This is a genomic window from Thauera sp. 27, from assembly GCF_000310125.2.
Classification (GTDB): domain Bacteria; phylum Pseudomonadota; class Gammaproteobacteria; order Burkholderiales; family Rhodocyclaceae; genus Thauera; species Thauera mechernichensis.
On record NZ_AMXB01000001.1, the window covers coordinates 153,088 to 173,282 of the forward strand.

The window sequence follows — 20,195 nt, forward strand, 5'->3', positions numbered from 1 at the left end:
TTCAGACTTTCACCCGCATCAGGCGCTGCTTTTCGCGCTCCCAGTCCTTCTTCTTCTCGTCCTCGCGCTTGTCGTGCAGCTTCTTGCCCTTGGCAAGCCCGATCTCGAGCTTGATGCGGCCCTGCTTGAAGTGCATGTCGAGTGGCACCAGTGTATAGCCGGCGCGCTCGACCTTGCCGATCAGGCGGGCGATCTCCTTCTTGTGCAGCAGGAGCTTGCGCGTACGCGTGGGGTCGTGGCGGACGTGGCTCGAGGCCGTGGTGAGCGGCGTGATGTGCATGCCGAACAGGAAGATCTCCTCGCCGCGAATGACGACGTAGGACTCCTTGATGTTGGCGCGTCCAGCGCGGATGGCCTTCACTTCCCAGCCCTCGAGGACCATGCCGGCTTCGTGCCGTTCCTCGATGAAGTAGTCGTGAGTGGCCTTGCGGTTTTCGATGATGCTCATGGTGTGGTGATTCCCCGGATACCGCGCGCGGCTGCGAAACCGGGTGTCCGCATGCGGTAGAATCGCGCATCTTAACAGTTTGGCCGCGCCGCGTTTCCGACGCCGTGCCGGCAACGCAACCGCTCCTCCTTCATGGCCGACGTCAAGAAGCTCGTACTCATCGAATTCACTCCGGCGCAGATGTTCGACCTGGTCGATCGCTGCGAGGACTACCCCCAGTTCCTGCCCTGGTGCGGCGGCGCCGATGTGCATCAGCGCACCGACACCGTCACCTCGGCCACCCTGCACATCAATTACCACGGCATCAAGGCGCATTTCAGCACCGAGAACGCCAAGCGCTATCCTGCCGAGATGCGCCTGCGCTTGACCGACGGGCCCTTCACCCATCTCGATGGCCATTGGCTGTTCACTGCGCTCGGGGATACCGCGTGCAAGGTCGAGTTCAGCCTGCACTACGCGTTTTCCAGCAAGCTGCTGGAGAAGGTGCTGGGGCCGGTGTTCAACCACATTGCCAACACCTTCGTCGATTCGTTCGTGAAGCGTGCCGGGCAGGTCTACCCCAGGGTTTCGTGATGACCGCGATGATCAATGTCGAGGTGGTGTACGCACTGCCGCAGCGCCAGGAACTCGTCGAACTGAGCTTGCTCGAGGGGGCGACCGTACGCGAGGCCATCGAGGCCTCGGGACTGCTCGCCAAGTACCCTGACATCGAGCTCGACAAGAAGAACAAGCTCGGCGTGTTTGCCAAGCTGGTGAAGGCGGATACCGAACTGCGCGACCGTGACCGGGTGGAGATCTACCGTCCGCTCATCGCCGACCCGAAGGCCGTGCGCAAGAAGCGCGCCGACGAGGGCAAGGTGATGAAGAAAGGCGGCGGGCCGGCCGAAGAGCAGGCCTGAGGCGCTCAGCGGCAGTGTTCGGCGATCTGGCGCTCGAGGCGCTCGGTCTCGGCGGCGCGGGCTGAATCGTCGAGGAATTCGCGTTCGCCGCGCGCATTGAAGCGTGACACGCGTTGCCCTGACCTGAGGGCAGTGATCTGGTTTGCGGTGTCCTCGCAGAAGCGCTTGCGTTCCGCTTCCCGCACCGCCTCATCCTGTTGTTTGGCCTCGGCCTCTTCCTTTTCCAGGCGGCGCTTGCGTAGCGCCTGCTCGCGTTCGGCCGTGGTCTGCGGGCCCGCTTGTGCTTCGGGTGTCTCGTCCTCGCTTTCCGGGGCGGGCTCTGGCGCCACCGCGGCAGGTGCCGGCGCTGCGGTCGTGCGCGGACGCTGAATCACCGCGTAGTCTTCACTGGGCGGTGGGGTGTCGGTGAAATGCACCTGGCCGGCGCTGTCCGTCCAGCGGTAGATCTGCGCCGAGGCGGGAAGGGCAATGAGCAGTGCGAGGAGGACTACCGCGGGGCGCGACATGGAAAATCTCCGGAAGGCGCGGCTTACATGGCGCTTTGGCGCTCTGTATAATACGGATTTGGTCGAAAGGAAAAAAGCCATGCGAGTGATTCAGAAGGCGCTGACCTTCGATGACGTCCTTCTCGTTCCCGCCCACTCCACGGTCCTCCCGCGCGACGTGAGCCTGCAGAGCCAGGTTACGCGCCGTATCCGCCTCAACATTCCGCTCGTGTCCGCAGCCATGGACACCGTCACCGAGAGTCGCCTGGCGATCGCGCTGGCGCAGGAAGGCGGCATCGGCGTGGTGCACAAGAACCTCACCCCTGCCGAGCAGGCGGCCGAGGTGCACAAGGTCAAGCGCCACGAGTCCGGCATCCTCAAGGATCCGATCACCATTGGGCCGACCATGACCGTCGGCGAGGTCATCGCGCTGCAACGCCAGCACCGTTTTTCGGGTGTGCCCGTCGTCCAGGCCGGTAAGGTGGTCGGTATCGTCACCAACCGCGACACCCGCTTCGAAACCAAGCTCGATGCGCTTGTCTCCGAGATCATGACCCCGCAGGACAGGCTTGTCACCGTCCGCGAGGGGGCCAGTCTCGAAGAGGCACGCGAACTGCTGCGCGTGCATCGCCTCGAGCGCGTGCTGGTGCTCAACGATGCCGGTGAGCTCAGCGGCCTCATCACGGTCAAGGACATGATGAAGTCCACCGAGCACCCGTTCGCAGCCAAGGACGAGCAAGGGCGCCTGCGCGTCGCTGCCGCCATCGGTGTGGGGGCAGGCACCGAGGAACGCGCCGAGCGCCTGGCCGAGGCCGGTGTGGACATGATCGTGGTCGATACTGCCCATGGCCATTCCCAAGGCGTGCTCGACCGCGTGAATTGGGTCAAGAAGCACTTCCCGCAGATCGAAGTCGTTGGTGGCAACATCGCCACGGCCGATGCCGCGCGTGCGCTCGTCGATGCCGGCGCCGACGGCGTCAAGGTGGGCATCGGCCCCGGCTCCATCTGCACCACGCGTATCGTCGCAGGGGTCGGCGTGCCGCAGATCACGGCGGTCGACAATGTCGCCAATGCGCTTGCCGGCACTGGCGTACCGATGATCGCAGATGGCGGCATCCGCTTTTCGGGCGACATCGCCAAGGCCATCGCTGCCGGCGCCAATGTCGTCATGCTGGGGGGGCTGTTCGCAGGTACCGAGGAGGCGCCGGGTGAGACGGTGCTGTTCCAGGGGCGTTCCTACAAATCCTATCGCGGCATGGGTTCGCTCGGGGCGATGGAGAAGGGGGCGGCGGATCGCTATTTCCAGGATGAGAACTCGGGCAACATCGACAAGCTCGTGCCTGAGGGCATCGAGGGTCGCGTGCCCTACAAGGGTGCCGTGGGCGCGGTGATCCACCAGCTCATCGGTGGCCTGCGTGCGTCCATGGGTTATCTGGGTTGCGCCGACATTGCCAGCATGCATGAGCGCGCGCAGTTCGTGCAGATCAGCTCGGCGGGTATGCGCGAATCGCATGTCCATGATGTCCAGATCACCAAGGAAGCGCCCAACTACCAGATCAGCTGATCTGGCGGTTGCGAAACCCCGGGCGGCTGCAAGGCCGCCTTTACTTTTTTCACGACGCTAGAGACGCTCGCGCCCATGGCTCACCAGAAAATCCTCATCCTCGACTTCGGTTCCCAGGTTTCCCAGCTCATCGCCCGCCGTGTGCGCGAGCAGCAGGTGTACTGCGAACTCCACCCCTTCGATGTATCGGACGAATTCGTGCGCAACTTCGGCGCCCAGGGCGTGATCCTGTCCGGCGGCCCGAACTCGGTGTACGAAGCCGAGGACTGGCGGGCGCCGCAGGCCGTGTTCGAGCTCGGCGTCCCGGTGCTCGGCATCTGCTACGGCATGCAGACCATGGCCAGCCAGCTCGGTGGCAAGGTCGAGAGCTCGAGCAAGCGCGAGTTCGGCTATGCCGAAATGCGCGCGCGCGGTCACTCGAAGCTGTTCGAGGGCATCGAGGACCGGACCAATGCGGAGGGCCATGGCCTGCTCGACGTGTGGATGAGCCACGGCGACAAGGTCACCGAACTGCCGCCCGGGTTCAAGGTTATCGGCAGCAACGAATCGACCCCGATCGCGGCAATGGCGGACGAAGCGCGCGGCTTCTACGGCGTGCAGTTCCACCCCGAGGTCACGCACACGATCAAGGGCAAGGAGATGATCGCGCGCTTCGTGCACGACATCTGCGGGTGCGGTCACGACTGGAACATGCCCGACTACATCGCCGAGGCGGTGCAGAAGATCCGCGATCAGGTCGGCGACGAGGAGGTCATCCTTGGCCTGTCGGGTGGCGTTGATTCGTCCGTGGCGGCGGCGCTGATTCATCGCGCAATCGGCGACCAGCTCACCTGCGTGTTCGTCGACCACGGCCTGCTGCGCCTGAACGAAGGCAAGCTGGTCATGGAGATGTTCGCCGGCCGCCTGCACGCCAAGGTCGTGCATGTCGATGCCACCGAGCAGTTCATGGGCCACCTGAAGGGCGTTACCGACCCTGAGCAGAAGCGCAAGATCATCGGCCGCGAGTTCGTCGAAGTCTTCCAGGTCGAAGCCGGGAAGCTCCCCAACGCCAAGTGGCTTGCGCAAGGCACGATCTACCCCGACGTGATCGAGTCGGGTGGTGCCAAGAGCAAGAAGGCGCACACGATCAAGAGCCACCACAACGTCGGCGGCCTGCCCGAAACCCTCGGCCTGAAGCTGCTCGAGCCGCTGCGCGACCTGTTCAAGGACGAGGTGCGCGAGCTCGGCGTGGCGCTCGGCCTGCCGCACGACATGGTCTATCGCCACCCCTTCCCGGGACCGGGCCTGGGTGTGCGCATCCTCGGCGAGGTGAAGCAGGAGTATGCCGACCTGCTGCGCCGCGCCGATGCGATCTTCATCGACGAGCTGCGCGCCGCCGACTGGTACGACAAGACCAGCCAGGCCTTCGCGGTGTTCCTGCCGGTCAAGAGCGTGGGCGTGATGGGCGACGGCCGTACCTACGAGTACGTGGTGGCGCTGCGTGCGGTGCAGACCCAGGACTTCATGACCGCGCACTGGGCGGAGCTGCCGCACAGCCTGCTCGGCAAGGTCAGCAACCGCATCATCAATGAAGTGCGTGGCATCAACCGGGTGGTGTACGACATTTCCGGCAAGCCGCCGGCGACGATCGAGTGGGAGTGATCCTGGCCCTTACCCCAGCCGATCAGGCCTCGGCGCTTGTCGGCGTCGGGGCAAGAGGAAGCGCGAGGTAGAACGTGGCGCCTGCGCCCGGGCTGCTGTCGGCCCAGGCGCGGCCGTTCATGCGTTGCATGGCCTTGCGTACCAGGGCGAGGCCGATGCCGGTGCCGGGATAGTCTTCGACGCGGTGCAGGCGCTGGAAGATTTCGAAGATGCGGTCGTGGTACTTCATGTCGAAGCCGATACCGTTGTCGCGCACCCACATGACGGCCATGCCGTCTTCGCTCCGGGCACCGATGTCGATGCGCGGTTCGGGCACGTTGCGGCTGAACTTGACGGCGTTCTCCAGCAGGTTGCGCAGCGCCATGCCCAGGCCGTTGGGGTCTGCGATGACCTCGAGCGCGGGCATTGCGGTGTGCACATGGATGCCCTTCGTGTCGAATTCGTCCCGGCGTGCCGCGAGCAGTTGGCGCACGAGCTCCGCTGGGTCGAGCGTACCGAGGTTCAAGCTGCGGCGCTCCATGCGCGAGTACTCGAGCAGGTCGTCGATGAGCTCGCCCATGCGGGTCACGCCGCTGCGGATGTTGGTGATGAAGAGTTGCCCCTCGTCATCGAGGCGCGTGGCGTAGTCTTCTTCGAGCAGTCTGCTGTAGCCCTCCACACCGCGAAGGGGCGCCTTCAGGTCGTGCGAAACCGAATAGACGAAGCTCTCGAGCGACTGGTTGAGTGCCTGCAGTTCGGCCGTACGTTCGGCGACACGGGCTTCGAGCGAGGCATTGGCTTCGCGCAGTGCAGCCTCCGCCGCCTTGATTGCATCGATGTCGGTATGGGTGCCCAGCAGGCGCAGCGGCGTACCGTCGGCCGACCATTGCTCGATACGGCCCAGCGAGAGGATCCACTTCCAGCGTCCGTCACGGGTGCGCTGGCGGAACTCGACGCGGTACTCGGGCAGGCGACCGGCGACGTAGTCCTCGAAAGTCCTGAACACCCTTTCCGCATCGTCCGGGTGGAGCCGCGCCCGCCAGGCGGCGTTGGTCTCGACGAAGGTAGCCGGATCGTAGCCCATCATCGTGGCGTACTCCGGGCTTACCTGGGCGTGGCCCGTACGCAGATCGAGGTCGTACAGCCCCTGGTTGGCAGCCGCGAGGGCCAGGCGCAGGCGCTGTTCGTTGTCATGCAGGGCCTCGGCAAGCGCTGCGCGTGCGCTGACGTCGAGCAACATGCCCTGGATGCGGACGACTTCGCCGTTGGCGTCGCGGGTAAGCCAGGTGTGGTCCTCGATGTGTATCCACTGGCCGTTGGCCATGCGCAGCCGGTAATTCTGGGTATAGGCGTCCGGGCCGTGTGCGAAGTGGCTGGCGACGTCGTCAGTGATCCTGGGTAGATCGTCGGCGTGAATCAGTGTGCTGTAGTGCAGTGTGCCGGCGGTGAAGTCTTCAGGCTTGTAGCCCCAGCGCCGAATGTTGCTGCTCACGAAGGTGGCGGGCCAGCCCGGCGCATTTGCCCATGAGATGGCAATGACCGGGGAGTGGTCGATGATCGTGCCGAGGCGGTGCAACTGGAGGTGCTGAGCCTCGAGCCGTTCGGCCATGGCGTCGAGCGCAGCACCGACGTTCGCGAGTTCGTCTGCGCCCTGCAGGCGGGTGCGCGCTGAGAGGTCGCCGGTGGCAAGCGTGGCTGCGGTGCGGGTGAGGAGGGCGGCGCGACGGAACCAGAGCAGATGGGTGATCAGGCCGGCGAGCAGGGCGAAGGCGAGCCATGCCGCCGCACCGGCGATGAAATCGAGGCGGCTCGCTTCGAGACGGCTTGCCAGTGGCTGCGCAAGGTCCACGCGCACGATGAGGGTGTCGCTCGGGCCGACGGCGACCACGCCCAGTAAGGCTTGTTCGGCTTCCAGGCGCTGGATGCTGGCCTGGGGGGTACGTCGTGCAAGCGCCTTGGCGACGGCAAGACGCGTTTCAGGTGCCAGCAGAGGCAGATGCGCGAGCATCGGCTGCCCGAGCTCCGATCTGCTCAGGCTGGCGCGAATCTGTCCGTTGGCGTCGACCAGCCAGGCGTGGCTCAGACCACGGTGCAGTGCAAGGCTGCTCACGAGTCGGCGGATCTGCAGCGGCGTTCCATGTTCGGACTGGCTCTCCAGCCTGGTCTGTTCCAGGGTCAGGCGTTCGGCAAGGCGCAGGCGCTCGGCGTGCTCGACCTCTCTTTCCAGGACGCCCATCTGCACCCAATAGAGTATGCCCAGCGCGATGACGGCAAGCAGGGACAGCACGATAGGCAGAACCAGTCGGGCGGGGAATGCGAGCAGGGGGTTGCCGATCCTCACCGTGCGGCTCCGGTGTCAGTGGTCAGGGCCACCCAGTCGGGCGGGCGCTGGAGCAGGCCAAGCCCTTGAAGATGGCCTGCAAGCGGGCCTGCAGACAGTGCGAGCGCTTCGGCGTCCAGTCGCTGAGCGCTCTCGGCGGCAGGAATGAAGCGGAGCCCGTCCAAGGTGGCGAGGTATTGTTCGACCGTCAGGTCCGCGGCGGGAGAGAGTAGGGCGGCCGCTGCGGGCAGGTCGGCCTCGAGAGCGGCCAGCCCGGTCCGCCAGGCGGCCCGTAGTTGCTGAACGCGATGTTCGACGAGGTCTGCGCGGACGACGAGCACGTCCACGATTTCTCCCGGCAGCTCGGCGCTGTCGAAGATCACCCTCAAGCCTGCGGCAAGCAATTGGCTCCTGATGGGTTCGAAGGTGATGACCACGTCTGCCCCGCCGTCCTGCACCATGGCGGCGTGTTGCGAGGCTTCGCCGTGCACGGTGTGAACGTCATCTCGCGTGAGACCCGCAGCGGTCAGCAAGCGTGCCAGCATCAGGCTGCCAAGCGCGCTTTCTTCGAGGGCGATACGTTTGCCGCGGAGTTCCGCCAGGCTCGAGATGCCGGGGCGTGCGAGCACGGCGTCGGCGCCTCTGGAGTCGCTCAGCAGGGTGACGATGCGAAGTTCCGTGCCTTCGTCGGCCAGGCGCAGTGCTTCGTCCAGGGTCAGTGCGGCGGCGTCGGCGAGCCCGTTGCGCAGGGCGCGCTTGCATTCGGTTGCCGATGGCAGTTCGATGACCTGAAGCGTGGCCGGGTCGATCAGCCCGCGCTCGCGGGCGAGCACCAGTGGGTCGTAGCCGACCCAGGGATTGACGGCCACGCGGAGGGGCGGCTCGGGTACTTTCGCGCACGCCAGGGCGAGCACGGAGACGAGCAGGGCAAGCAGCAGGCGTGTGGTCATCGGCCATGGCTCCGCAGCCATGTCTCGAGTTCGGCTGGCGGTAGCGGGCGTGCGTAGAGGTAGCCTTGATGTTCGACGCAGCCGAGCGAGGCGAGGATGCTCGCTTGTGCGTCCGTCTCCACGCCCTCGGCCAGTACCTCCAGGCGTAGCGTACGTGCCATGGCGACGATGGTGGCGACGATGGCCTTGTCGTCGGCCGAGCGCTCGAGGCTGCGGACGAAGCTCTGATCGATCTTCAGTTTGTCGATGGAAAAGCGCTTGATATAGGCGAGCGATGAATAGCCGGTGCCGAAGTCATCGATCGCCAGGCGCAAGCCCAACTGTTTCAGTGCGCTGAGCGTTGCAATCGTGCGCGGGGCTTGCTCCATGAGCAGGCTCTCGGTGAGTTCGAGTTCGAGGCAGTGCGGGGGCAGGCCGGAGATCGCCAGTGCAGTCTTCACTTCCTCGACCAGGCCGTCGTCCATGAACTGGCGAGCGGATAGGTTCACCGCCACCGTGCCGAGCGCCAGGCCCTGCTCACGCCACGCCTGGGCCTGCACGCAGGCCGCCCGCAACACGAAGGCACCGAGTCGAACGATGAGGCCGGTCTCTTCGGTAAGCGGGATGAAGCGCCCTGGGGGCACCAGATCCTCCCCCGGGGGCTGCCAGCGTACCAGTGCCTCGACGCCCAGCGCCTTGCCTGTCGTCGCGTCGACGAGCGGTTGGTAGTGGAGCAGGAACTCGCCGCGGTCCAGCCCATGGCGCAGCCGTGTTTCGAGCGACAGGCGTTCGGCCGCAGCGCGGGTCAGTGCGTGGGTGTGGAAGCGGTAGGTGTTGCGCCCCTGCTGCTTGGCCAGATACATCGCCGCATCCGCATGCTGGACGAGCTCGGTTGCGGTCAGGGCGTCGTCCGGGTAAAGGCTGATGCCGATGCTAAGGCCGATGAACACCTCATGGCCCGATGGCAGTGCGAAGGGGGTGTGGAGCAGTTCGATGAGCGATTGCGCAACGGCGACTGCGTGGCCGGGCTGGGTCACGGATTCGACCAGGAGCAGGAATTCGTCGCCACCGAGGCGTGCAAGGGTGTCTTCGTCGCGCAGCCGGCTCGACAGGCGTTGGGTCAACTGCACCAGCAGTTCGTCACCGACCGGGTGGCCGAGGCTGTCATTGACGGTCTTGAAACGGTCAAGGTCGAGGTAGAGCACGGCGACCTTGTTGCCGTGTCGTTCGGCACGATCGATGGCGTTCTGCAGCCGTGACTGCATCAGCAGTCGGTTGGGCAGCTCGGTAAGCGGGTCATGGTGTGCGAGATGCTCGAGCCGCGCTTCGAAGGATTTCAGCTCGCCGATGTCGGTGAACACGCCCACGTAACGATGCGGCTCGCCCTTGTCGTCCTTGACGGTGCTGATCGACAGCCACTGCGGGTAGATTTCGCCACTCTTGCGCCGGTTCCAGACCTCGCCGTGCCAGTGGCCGGTTTCGCCGAGCGTCTTCCACAAGGACTGGAAAAAGCTGCGCTCGTGGCGCCCGGACTGCAGCATCGATGGGTTGCGGCCCAGGGCCTCTGTCTCTGCGTAACCGGTGATCTCCGAGAATGCGCGGTTGACTGCGACGATGCGGGGTTGCAGGTCGGTGATGAAAACGCCGTCGCGGGTGGCAGAAAAAACCGCAGCAGCCTGCTTGAGCGCCTCGCGGTCCCTGACCTTGATGATCGCCAGCGACGTCAGACGGCCGAACTCTTCCATCAGCGCGAGTTCGGCAGCCCCCGGCGCGCGCGGCCTGCGGTGGTAGATGCCGAAGGTGCCGATCACCCTGCCGGTGTCGTCCTTGAGCGGTATCGACCAGCAGGCGGCCAGGCCCGCCTTGCGTGCAATTGCGAGATAGGGCTGCCAGTAAGGGTGGTGCTCTATCTCGCTGACGATCACCGGCTTGCCCAGCCAGGCCGCGGTGCCGCAGGAGCCGTGGCCTTCGCCAGGCGTCAGGCCATCGACTGCTGCGTTGTAGTCTGCCGGCAGCGAGGGCGCTGCGGCGGTGTGGAGCTTGCCGTCGGTGTCGATCAGCAGGATCGACACCAGCATGTCCTGGTCGAGCTCTTCGAGGCGGCGAGCCAGGTCGGCGAGGATGTCCGCGAGTGCGCGCCCGGAGAGGACCTCGTCGAGCACGGCGACGCGTGCGCGTTGCAGGACCTCGTCGCGTTTTTCGGTGGTTACGTCCAGCCAGACGCCGACAGCCTCCTGCGGCTGACCGTCGGCCGCACGTACGAGCCGCAACTGGTCGCGGATCCAGCGTGTCTGGCCGTGGGCGTCGGCGAACCGGTACTCGTGCACCAGGCTCTCGATGGCGGACAGTGAGGCCGAGCGGGCAATTGCGGCAGCGCGGTCGTCTGCATGCAGCTTGCTCGCCCACCATCCGGGCTGCAGCGCCTCGCTGACGGTATAACCCAAGTGGCGGGTGATGTTCTCGCTGACCCAGGTCGCACGCGGAACACCCGCGTCAAGCGACAGGCTGTAGAGGATCGTCGGGCTGGCATCGATCAACCGGCTGAGGCGGTCGCTGGTTGCGCGCAGGGTTTCGCGCTCGCGCTTGAGTTCGGCCTGGCGCTGCACCTTCTCCAGGATGGCCGCCACCTCGAACAGGTAGCCTTCATGCTTGGCGAGGTAGTCGTCTATGCCCATGCCGAGGGCTTTGGCAGCGAGGTCTTCACTGCCCTGGCCGGTTATGAGCACGATCGGGAGGTCGAGCCGCCGGACTCTGCGCAGGGTGCGTACGAGCTCGAGCCCGTCCATGCCCGGTAGCCGGTAGTCGGTAAGGATGACGTCGAACGCCGTGGATTCGTTCGGCCCCGCCGGCAGCAGATCGAGGGCTTCGTCCGCCGTGCTCGATACCGTCAGCCGGATGTGGGGTGCGTGCTCGGCAAGATGGCGGGCGAGCAGGTCGGCATCGAAGCCGTTGTGTTCGACATAGAGCACGCGCAGCCCGCGCCCTTGCCGGTCCGCCGCGCCGCGGCGACGGGCGAGGGCCGCATCGATGCTGTCAGCAAGGTGGTCGAGATAGTCGTTGCGTTTGACGAGGTAGTCGTCGGCACCCGCCTTGAGGGCGGCAACCGCCGAATCCTGATCGCCCGAGCCGGTCAGCATGACGACCGCGATCGGCAAGCCGTTCTCACGCACGTGTGAAAGCACTTCCAGGCCGGAGCCGTCGGGGAGGGCGAGGTCGCAGAGGACGAGGTCGAACGGCTCCGATTCGGCCAGGTATTCGTACCCGCGTGCCAATGTGTCGGCGTGGGTCAGTTCGACCTGGGGCGCCGAGCGTGCGAGCACGCGGCGGGCCAGGTCGGCATCCGCACTGGAGTCCTCGATGTAGAGCACCCGCATGTCGATCACTTTGGTCGTTCGTTGAGGACGCACCAGTACAGCTCGATCTGCTGCGCAACCTCCATGAAGTTGCCGAAATCGACCGGCTTGACGATGTAGGAGTTGGCGCCCAGTGCGTAGGCGGCGGTGAGGTCGCGGTCCTCGCGCGAGGTGGTGAGGATGACGACCGGGATACGCTGCAGCGTCGAATGCGCCTTGATCTCCTTGAGCACGGTAAGGCCATCCACGCGCGGCATGTTGAGATCGAGCAGGATCACTGCCGGCTTCTGCTCGCCTGCCAGCCAGCGCGGGATCCATTCGAGCGCTTCCTCGCCGTCGCGGGCGACAAGCACGGTGTTGGCGAGCTTGCGCCGAGCGAACGCCCGCAACGTCAGGTCGACATCGATCGGGCTGTCCTCCACGAGCAGGATGGGCGGAAATTCCGAAGTCATCGTTTGCTGTCTCCCCTCTTGTGCGGTCTCCACACGGTCCTCGCGGTGCATGACGTGGGCGTGATGCAGGCGATTATAGACAGGGCGGCCGGCTGCATGGTGCCCCGGCGCCGCGTCATCGGTTATCTTTCGCGCATGAACATTCATGCCCATCCTTCCATGCTGCGTCTCGCCCGCTTCGGCGCTGGCCCGATCTTCGATACCTTGAGTCTCGTTCTCCTTGCGGGCGGAGGCAAGGGGTGATGCCGGGCCTGGCATACTGGATCGGCGTGATGCGCAGTACGGTGCGACTGTGGCTTGACGCACAGGTGTTCGTTCATGCCGCCGCGCTGGCCTTCTTCACGCTGTTCTCGATTGCGCCGGTGGTGATCATCGCGGTCACCATTGTCGGACTGGTGCTTGGTGAGAGCGCAGCGCAAGGCGAGGTGGCGGCGCAACTCGAGGCTGCCATCGGCGCCCAGGCCGCCTCGGCGATACAGTCGGCGGTGAGCAACAGCCGTATCGAGCAGAGCGGCCTGCTGCCCTCGGTGGCCGGCTTTGCCGCCATCCTGTTTGGCGCGACCACGGTTTTTTCGCAGATGCAGACGTCGCTCAATGCGATCTGGGGGGTGGCGCCAAGGCCGACGCGCAACAGCGTGTTCATCTACGTCAAGACACGCCTGCTGTCGCTGGCCGTGGTGCTGGGCATCGGCTTCGTGCTGCTCGTGTCGCTTACGGCCAGCGTCCTCGTGCGTGCGCTGATCGCTTTCGCACAGGACTGGCTGCCGGTACCTGCCGCGCTCGTGCTGGGCATGGACTGGGCCGTCTCCCTGGTGGTCATCACCTTGCTGTTCGCCACCATCTTCAGGGTCTTGCCCGACGTCGTGCTGTTGTGGCGCGACGTGCTCCTCGGCGCTTTCGCAACCGCGCTGCTGTTTGCGGTCGGGCGTTCGCTGATCGCGCTGTATCTGGCCACGACGGCGACTGCCTCCACCTATGGTGCGGCGGGGTCCTTGGTGATGCTGCTGCTATGGGTGAACTATTCGGCGCTGATCCTGTTGCTGGGAGCGGCTTTCACACGGGCACATGTCGAAGCGCGCGGACGTATCGTACGTCCGCGCGCTTCGGCCGTCTGTGTGCACAGGCAGCTCGTGGAGGACTGAGGACGCTCCTCAGTGCCGCAGCAGATGCAGCTTGAAGTGGTGCTTGATGAAGGCCTGAAACTTTGCAACGCCCTCGAGCGCGAGGCGGAACTCGCCTTGCTCCATCGCGTTGAGCTGGTCGAGCGCGATGTAGTTGCTTGGCTCGACGCCCTGGCGCAGTGCATCGACATGGCCGCGCAGGCGCATCAGCACGAGGAAGTCGAAGGCCGCGCGCAGGTCCGCGGCGGCGTCTTCCTTGAGCGCGCCCCCGGCGACCAGCGCCTCCATGCGGTCGTGGGTGCTGCCATCCAGCTTGCGCGCCTCGATGGCGAGCGCCTTGATGCCGTCCGTGATGGCGAAGATGCCGGCCTTCTTGACGTCCACTTTGCCGCTATACGGTCCGGACTTCTCGACCTTGATGCGGCCGAACCAGCCTAGTGGAGGCAGGAAGTTCGTCATGTTCTGCGCCATGCGCATCAGGAAGCCCTGGTCGTTGCTCATGTGACGGAAGGCATGCTGGCGCAAGGCCTCGACCAGGTCGGCGCGGCCGTACAGCGCGCGCAGGTCCATGAACATGCTGCCGGTCATCACGTTCTCGGGTGTCGGGGTGGACAGCCAGCGGTTGAGCTCTTGCTTCCAAGCCCCTAGGCTGCGCCGCCAGGCGGGGTTGCGCGCCATGATGCCGCCCGAGCAAGGCGGGACGCCGATCGAAATGAGGGCGTCGATGAGCTCGTGCGAAAACGCTTCCAGACGAGCGACCTGCGCCGGATCCAGGCCGTCGTCGTAGATGATTGCGTTGTCCTGGTCGGTCGACAGGGTCTGCTCGCTACGGCCTTCGGAGCCCATCACGACGAAGGCGAAGTCCTCGGTGAGGTCGGGGAAGCGGGTGCCGCGCAGCAGGTGGATCAGGCGGATCAGCACCTGGTCGTTGAGGTTCGCGATCAGCTTGACCATGTCGCGGATCGGAATCCCGGTGCCGGACAGGTGTACGACCAGCTTCTGGATGCGTTCGTGCAGCAGGCGCAGGCTGTCGATCGAGTCCGCTTTTTCGATGTCCAGCACCAGTTGGTGCGGCGAGTGCGCCTGAAGGCGGAGGATATCGGTGTCGGTGATGATGCCTGCCAGCTCGCCCCCGGGTGTCACCACCACCAGGCGGTGGATCTTCAGCCTCGACATGCGGTAGAGCGCTTCGTACAGCACGTCGTCCTCGCCGATTACCGCCAGCGGGGCATTCATGATGTCGGCAACGTGGAGCGTATTGGGGTCGCGCCCCTGGGCGACAACCTTGTTGCGCAGGTCGCGGTCGGTCAGGATGCCCAGCGGGCGGCCATCGCCGACGACGACGACACTCGAGATATTGCGCTCGCGCATGCGCGCGACGACATCGACGACGCCGTCGGCCGCGGCACAGGTCACCACGTTGCGCTGGCAGAAATCCCTGATCGGACGGAAAAACTGGTTTTCTTCGGCCATGCGCGGGCGGTCCTGATTGCAGTCGATGGGGTTGTCATTATAACCCCACCCGCATCATGGAGACCCCGCCGCGCTTGTGCTTGTATCAGGCGGTGGTTGCAAGCGTCTGGGTGAGCAGCATGCCCGGGTCGATGGAGATGACCTCGCCGACCATGATCAGTGCCGGCGCGCGAATGCCGCGCTCGCGAACGTCATTGGGCAGGTCGGCAAGGGTGCTATGCACCCCGCACTGGGCTGGGGTGGTGGCGGCGTGGATCACCGCGGCGGGTGTCGTTGCCGGCAGCCCGTGGGCAATCAGTTGTGTGCAGATCGCCTCGAGCGCGCCCAGCCCCATGTAGATCACCAGGGTCTGACGCGGGCGCGCAAGCGCCGGCCAGTCGAGATCGACCGTGCCGTCCTTGAGGTGGCCGGTCGCGAACACCAGGGTCTGGGCGTGTTCACGGTGGGTAAGAGGAATCCCCGTACAGGATGCCGCACCTGCCGCCGCGGTGATTCCAGGCACGATCTCGCAGCGGATTCCGGCCGCCTGTACCGCCTGCATCTCCTCGCCGCCGCGACCGAAGATGAAGGGGTCTCCTCCTTTGAGACGCACGACGTCCAGGCCCTCGCGTGCCAGGTCGACGAGCAACTGGTTGATTGCATGCTGCGGCAGTGCATGGTTGCCGGCTTCCTTCCCGGCATAGACACGGCGTGCCGTAGGCGGGATGAGGGCCACGATGGCGTCGCCGACGAGGTGGTCATATACGACCGCCTTGGCGTTGGCGATCAGGCGGGCAGCCCGGAGCGTGAGCAGCTCGGGGTCGCCGGGACCTGCGCCCACCAGATGCACCTTGCCGACTGCCGGTGGCGCCTGGTCCAGGGATGCGGGTGCCGCACCCGACGAGTCGCCGCCGCGGCTTCGTGCCGGGTTGTCGCCGGGTGCCCGGGATGAGCGGCTCGTGCGACGGCTTGCCAGCGCGGCGGTGGGAGTGTGGTGAGCTGCATGCATGGTTGTGACTCCGGCGAGGCGTGTATTAGGGGCAGTCTGTGCTTGCGAGATCGGTGCCGGAGCGGCTTTCCGGGCACCTGCCCGTGTCATGCAACGGGCTTTCTTCGGGCCATAAACCCCCTGTACAGGAAGGGTTTCGACCGTGTCGCAACTTTATCCTTACGCCTCATGTGGAAAATTAATTCACATCAAGGATCACGAACTGCCTCGAAAACCATACTGCCGTCACCGTGTTGTTTCACATCCCGTGTCGTAAAGGAGAGGGAAATGCAAAACAAGAGCTTGATCGGTAAAACGCTCGCCATGGCAATCCTGCCGCTGGCGATGAGCAGCGCCTGGGCGCAGGAAGCCCCCAAGCTGACTGCCGAGGAAATGGAGCAGGGCAAGCTGATCTACTTCGAGCGCTGTGCCGGCTGCCACGGCGTGCTGCGCAAGGGCGCCACCGGCAAGAACCTCGAGCCGGCCTGGAGCAAGACCATGCCCGACGGCACGAAGATGGAAGGCGGCACCCTCAAGCTGGGCACCGACCGTCTCGAGAAGATCATCGCCTACGGTACCGAAGGCGGCATGGTCAACTACGACGACATCCTCACGCCGCAAGAAATCAACCTGATGGCGCGCTACATCCAGGTCGAGCCGCCGATTCCGCCCGAGTTCTCGCTCAAGGACATGAAGGACAGCTGGAAGCTTCTGGTTCCGGTTGATCAGCGTCCGACCAAGCAGATGAACAAGATCAACCTGAAGAACGTGTTCGCAGTCACGCTGCGCGACGCGGGCAAGCTGGCGCTGATCGACGGTGACACGCACCAGATCTGGAAGATTCTCGACACCGGCTACGCGGTGCACATCTCGCGCCTGTCGGCCTCGGGTCGCTATGTGTATACGGTTGGTCGCGACGGCCTGACCACCATCATCGACATGTGGTTCGAAGAGCCGACCACCGTGGCGACCATCCGCCTCGGTTCGGACGCGCGCTCGGTTGATACCTCGAAGTTCAAGGGCTACGAGGACAAGTACCTGATTGGCGGTACCTACTGGCCGCCCCAGTACTCGATCATGGACGGCGAGACGCTTGAGCCGTACAAGATCGTCTCGACCCGCGGCCAGACCGTCGATGGCGACTACCACCCCGAGCCGCGCGTGGCTTCGATCGTGTCCTCGCACATCAAGCCCGAGTGGGTTGTGAACGTGAAGGAAACCGGCATGATCCTGCTGGTCGACTACACCGACATCAACAACCTGAAGACCACCACGATCAACTCCGCCAAGTTCCTGCACGACGGCGGCTGGGACATGAGCAAGCGCTACTTCCTGGTTGCTGCCAACGCCTCCAACAAGGTGGCCGCGGTTGATACCAAGGATGGCAAGCTGGCCGCGCTGGTTGATACCGCGAAGATCCCGCACCCGGGTCGTGGCGCCAACTTCGTGCATCCGCAGTTCGGTCCGGTGTGGGCAACGGGTCACCTGGGTGACGACGTGGTTTCGCTGATCTCGACCGCGCACGACGACAAGAAGTTCGCCAAGTTCAAGGAGCACAACTGGAAGGTCGTCCAGGAACTCAAGATGCCGGGCGCTGGCAACCTGTTCGTCAAGACGCATCCGAAGTCGAAGAACCTGTGGGCTGACGCACCGATGAACCCGGAGCGTGAGATCGCCGAATCGGTGTACGTGTATGACCTGACCGACCTGTCGAAGGAGCCGAAGCGTCTGGACGTCGCCAAGGATTCCGGCCTGCCGGAAAGCAAGGCGATCCGTCGCGCCACCCACCCCGAGTACAACGAGGCCGGTGACGAAGTGTGGATCTCGCTGTGGGGCGGCAAGACCGACCAGTCGGCCATCGTGATCTACGACGACAAGACGCTCCAGCTGAAGAAGGTCATCACCTCGCCCGAGATGGTGACGCCGACCGGCAAGTTCAACGTCTATAACACGCAGTTCGACATCTACTGATCGACCGGTTCGATCGTAGCCTGAAAACCCCCCGCGCTTCGGCGCGGGGGTCCGAAGGGTAAAAGCTCCATGTCAGATCGAGACAGCAACACCAAACAAGAACAATCCGGCGGCCTCATGGCCCGCCTGCGCCGCCCCTCGAAGAAGTCGCTGGGCGGTCTTCTCGCTGTCGGTATTGTCGTAGGCATCCTGTTCTGGGGCGGCTTCAACACCGCCATGGAGGCCACCAACACCGAGAAGTTCTGTATCTCCTGCCACGAAATGCATGACAACGTGTACATGGAGTACAAGGAGACCATCCACTACAGCAACCGGACCGGCGTGCGCGCCGTATGTTCCGATTGCCACGTGCCGAAGGACTGGACCTACAAGATGATCCGCAAGATCCAGGCTTCGCGCGAAGTCTGGGGCAAGATCACCGGCACCATCGACACCCGCGAGAAGTTCGAGGCCAAGCGCCTGGAACTGGCACGCCGCGAATGGGCGCGCATGAAGGCAAACGATTCGCGCGAATGCCGCAACTGCCACAGCTTCGACAGCATGAACAAGGAGTCCCAGAAGCAGCGTGCGCGCAAGCAGCACGAGATGGCGCTCGAGGACAAGATGACCTGCATCGACTGCCACAAGGGTATCGCGCACCACAAGCCCGAAGGCATGACCGAGGAAGACGAGGAGTGAGCCTCCTCGTGCAGCACAGGCCAACCCAAGCACAGTGAGGGAATGACGATGAAGAAGACGATGATTGCCGGCGCCGTGGGCGCACTCCTTGCCCTTGGCGCTGGCGGCGCCTTTGCCGCCGCACCGGACTGGGGCAAGGTCGAGGCCAAGGACATCACCCTGTTCTACCCCGGCGTGTCACCGCTGGAGTGGATTCAGAAGGGTACCGAGCACGGTGGCGCCCGTGCATTGCGCAAGGGTGAAACCTGTGCCGATTGTCACAGCGACGAAGCGGCCGACATGGGCAAGAAGATCGCCAGCGGCCAGAAGCTCGAGCCGAACCCCATCCCAGGCAAGGCGCCGGCCATCCCGGTCAAGGTCCAGGCTGCGCATGACGGCGAGAACCTCTACCTGCGCTTCTCCTGGAAGCAGCCTGCCGCCTCCGGCGCGGCCAAGATGGACGAGGCCAACCCGGTCAAGATCGCCTTCATGCTCGAGTCGGGTGGCAAGGTCGAGCTTGCCGACCAGAGTGGCTGCTGGGCCACCTGCCACCAGGATTCGCGCACCATGCCGGGTGCGGATGACGCCAAGAAGAAGTACGTCAAGGGTGGCTCGGTTGCCGAAGGCAAGTTCTACGACCTCTACCAGTGGCGCAGCGGCGAGAACAAGGGCTTCAATGGCCACGTCGCCGACACCCGCGTGATGGAAGGCGGTACGGCGCTGGTGAGCGCCGAGGGCAAGCAGGACGGCGACACCTGGTCGGTGGTGTTCACCCGCAAGCTCGCGGGCGGCGAGGGCGACGTCACGCTCGAGTCCGGCAAGAGCTACAACTTCGGCTTTGCCATCCACAACGACAACTCGGCTGGTCGCTACCATCACGTCTCGCTCGGCTACAAGCTGGGTGTGGATGCCGATGGCGATGTGAAGGCGGCCAAGCAGTAAGGCTCGACCCTCGGTACTGCGCCGAGGTAGTACCGGCCATGGCTCAGGCGGAAATCCGGGGGTGCCCGGGTTTCCGCCTGTTTGTTGGTGAGCCCGGACGCGCATCGCTTGCCGCCACGGGTTTTTGATCAAGGAGTGGTGATCATGATGATGCGTTCATGGCGGGCGGTGGCGGGCGCAGTGCTGTTTGCGGTCGGTATCTCGGCACCGGCGATGGCAGCCGAGCACGAAGTCCTGATCGAGAGCTACGCGTTCACGCCGATGGAGTTGCGCGTGAAGACGGGCGACACCGTGGTCTGGGTGAATCAGGAGAAGCGCGTCAGCCACTCGGTGTACTTCATCGCTGCGAACCAGGAGTCCGAGCGCTTCTTCCCCGGGGAGCGCTGGTCGCACCGCTTCGAGCAGGCTGGGCGCTTCGAATACCGCTGCGGGCCGCACCCGGAGATGCTCGGCGTGGTCATCGTCGAGGACTGAGGCGCGCCGCAGGGACACGACAACCTCACATTCCGTGGGGTTGATTCGAGTCAAGGTTAATGAAGGGGCGAAGGTTCATCCTGTTTCCGACTGATCGACCGTCGGAAGAACGAGATGAAACTACCGCCCCTTGTCGCCCATGTTGCCGTGTTCATCGGCGCCGCGTTGGTCTCCGCGTTTGCTGCGGCCAACGAGTCTCAGCCGGCGCCGCCCGATGCCGAGCGTGCCCGCGAACTCGTGCACATCGTCCGCCAGGACTGTGGGTCCTGTCATGGCCTGACCCTCAATGGCGGGCTGGGGCCCGCACTTACGATCGAAGCCATGGCGGACAAGCCTGCCGAGAGCATGGTGGCCACCATCATCGGCGGGCGCCCGGGCACCCCCATGCCACCGTTCCGAGGCATCGTGACCGAGTCCGAGGCCGAGTGGATCGTCGATCAGTTGATGCGCGGATTCCCGCCTGACACCGGTTTGCCGCCCGTTCAGGCGCGGAACTGATCCACTCGCGGAGCGCCGGCGC

19 protein-coding genes are annotated in these 20,195 nt (G+C 64.8%); 11 read left to right on the forward strand and 8 right to left on the reverse strand.

Features of this window, described 5'->3' with window-relative positions:
• Window position 1: 1 nt before the first annotated feature.
• The gene (gene smpB / locus B447_RS00445) at window positions 2-448 is read right to left on the reverse strand and encodes an SsrA-binding protein SmpB (RefSeq protein WP_002927245.1); all 447 of its coding nucleotides are present in this window, start codon (window positions 446-448) and stop codon (window positions 2-4) included.
• Window positions 449-580: 132 nt separating this feature from the next.
• On the opposite strand from smpB, the gene B447_RS00450 reads away from it, so the two are divergent.
• Window positions 581-1,021 carry a type II toxin-antitoxin system RatA family toxin gene (locus tag B447_RS00450; RefSeq protein ID WP_002927243.1) on the forward strand — a complete coding sequence of 147 codons (441 nt, stop codon included), beginning with the start codon at window positions 581-583 and terminating at the stop codon, window positions 1,019-1,021.
• Window positions 1,021-1,347 carry an RnfH family protein gene (locus tag B447_RS00455; RefSeq protein WP_002935578.1) on the forward strand — a complete coding sequence of 109 codons (327 nt, stop codon included), beginning with the start codon at window positions 1,021-1,023 and terminating at the stop codon, window positions 1,345-1,347. The genes B447_RS00450 and B447_RS00455 overlap by 1 nt, the downstream gene beginning before the upstream one ends.
• Before the next feature lie 5 nt (window positions 1,348-1,352).
• On the opposite strand, the gene B447_RS00460 is transcribed toward B447_RS00455, so the two are convergent.
• On the reverse strand, window positions 1,353-1,853 hold the full coding sequence (locus B447_RS00460; RefSeq protein ID WP_002935579.1) for a DUF4124 domain-containing protein: 501 nt from the start codon (window positions 1,851-1,853) through the stop codon (window positions 1,353-1,355).
• 79 nt (window positions 1,854-1,932) lie between these two features.
• On the opposite strand from B447_RS00460, the gene guaB reads away from it, so the two are divergent.
• Both guaB and guaA read left to right on the forward strand, forming a co-directional pair.
• Window positions 1,933-3,396 (forward strand): IMP dehydrogenase, encoded by a 1,464-nt coding sequence (guaB, locus tag B447_RS00465; RefSeq protein WP_002927238.1) that lies wholly within the window; start codon window positions 1,933-1,935, stop codon window positions 3,394-3,396.
• 75 nt (window positions 3,397-3,471) lie between these two features.
• A complete protein-coding gene (gene guaA, locus B447_RS00470) occupies window positions 3,472-5,037 on the forward strand; it encodes a glutamine-hydrolyzing GMP synthase (RefSeq protein WP_002927237.1) in 1,566 nt (521 codons plus the stop codon).
• A 22-nt stretch (window positions 5,038-5,059) separates the two neighbouring features.
• Here the strand turns inward: guaA and B447_RS00475 are convergent, their stop codons facing one another.
• From B447_RS00475 to B447_RS00490, 4 genes are read right to left on the reverse strand one after another with little or no spacing between them, the layout of a single operon-like run.
• Window positions 5,060-7,357, reverse strand: a complete 2,298-nt coding sequence (locus tag B447_RS00475) for a PAS domain-containing protein (protein ID WP_002935580.1) — start codon at window positions 7,355-7,357, stop codon at window positions 5,060-5,062.
• Window positions 7,354-8,286: an ABC transporter substrate-binding protein gene (locus tag B447_RS00480; RefSeq protein WP_002927234.1), complete on the reverse strand. Its 933-nt coding sequence runs from the start codon at window positions 8,284-8,286 to the stop codon at window positions 7,354-7,356. The genes B447_RS00475 and B447_RS00480 overlap by 4 nt, the downstream gene beginning before the upstream one ends.
• Window positions 8,283-11,639 (reverse strand): EAL domain-containing protein, encoded by a 3,357-nt coding sequence (locus B447_RS00485; RefSeq protein ID WP_232431409.1) that lies wholly within the window; start codon window positions 11,637-11,639, stop codon window positions 8,283-8,285. The genes B447_RS00480 and B447_RS00485 overlap by 4 nt, the downstream gene beginning before the upstream one ends.
• A 5-nt stretch (window positions 11,640-11,644) precedes the next feature.
• Entirely contained in the window at window positions 11,645-12,070 is a 426-nt protein-coding gene (locus B447_RS00490) for a response regulator (protein WP_002935582.1), read from the reverse strand.
• A gap of 54 nt (window positions 12,071-12,124) precedes the next feature.
• Between B447_RS00490 and B447_RS00495 the strand changes: the two genes are divergently transcribed.
• Together B447_RS00495 and B447_RS00500 are read left to right on the forward strand one after the other, a co-directional pair.
• Window positions 12,125-12,313, forward strand: a complete 189-nt coding sequence (locus B447_RS00495; RefSeq protein ID WP_232431405.1) for a hypothetical protein — start codon at window positions 12,125-12,127, stop codon at window positions 12,311-12,313.
• Entirely contained in the window at window positions 12,313-13,212 is a 900-nt protein-coding gene (locus B447_RS00500; protein WP_002935584.1) for a YihY/virulence factor BrkB family protein, read from the forward strand. Before B447_RS00495 ends, B447_RS00500 begins: the two co-directional genes overlap by 1 nt.
• A 9-nt stretch (window positions 13,213-13,221) precedes the next feature.
• Here B447_RS00500 and B447_RS00505 read toward each other — a convergent pair whose 3' ends face one another.
• A complete protein-coding gene (locus B447_RS00505; RefSeq protein WP_002935586.1) occupies window positions 13,222-14,664 on the reverse strand; it encodes a DUF294 nucleotidyltransferase-like domain-containing protein in 1,443 nt (480 codons plus the stop codon).
• A gap of 85 nt (window positions 14,665-14,749) precedes the next feature.
• Entirely contained in the window at window positions 14,750-15,652 is a 903-nt protein-coding gene (gene cobA / locus B447_RS00510) for a uroporphyrinogen-III C-methyltransferase (protein ID WP_002935588.1), read from the reverse strand.
• A gap of 267 nt (window positions 15,653-15,919) precedes the next feature.
• Here cobA and B447_RS00515 point away from each other — a divergent pair, with 267 nt between their 5' ends.
• From B447_RS00515 to B447_RS00535, 5 genes are all read left to right on the forward strand, one after another.
• Window positions 15,920-17,602 (forward strand): nitrite reductase, encoded by a 1,683-nt coding sequence (locus B447_RS00515; RefSeq protein ID WP_002935589.1) that lies wholly within the window; start codon window positions 15,920-15,922, stop codon window positions 17,600-17,602.
• Window positions 17,603-17,719: 117 nt separating this feature from the next.
• On the forward strand, window positions 17,720-18,280 hold the full coding sequence (locus B447_RS00520; RefSeq protein WP_002927217.1) for a NapC/NirT family cytochrome c: 561 nt from the start codon (window positions 17,720-17,722) through the stop codon (window positions 18,278-18,280).
• Window positions 18,281-18,322: 42 nt separating this feature from the next.
• Window positions 18,323-19,201 carry an ethylbenzene dehydrogenase-related protein gene (locus B447_RS00525; protein ID WP_002927213.1) on the forward strand — a complete coding sequence of 293 codons (879 nt, stop codon included), beginning with the start codon at window positions 18,323-18,325 and terminating at the stop codon, window positions 19,199-19,201.
• Window positions 19,202-19,345: 144 nt separating this feature from the next.
• Entirely contained in the window at window positions 19,346-19,675 is a 330-nt protein-coding gene (locus B447_RS00530; protein ID WP_002935591.1) for a cupredoxin domain-containing protein, read from the forward strand.
• A 114-nt stretch (window positions 19,676-19,789) separates the two neighbouring features.
• A complete protein-coding gene (locus B447_RS00535) occupies window positions 19,790-20,173 on the forward strand; it encodes a c-type cytochrome (protein ID WP_002935592.1) in 384 nt (127 codons plus the stop codon).
• Window positions 20,174-20,195: the final 22 nt, after the last annotated feature.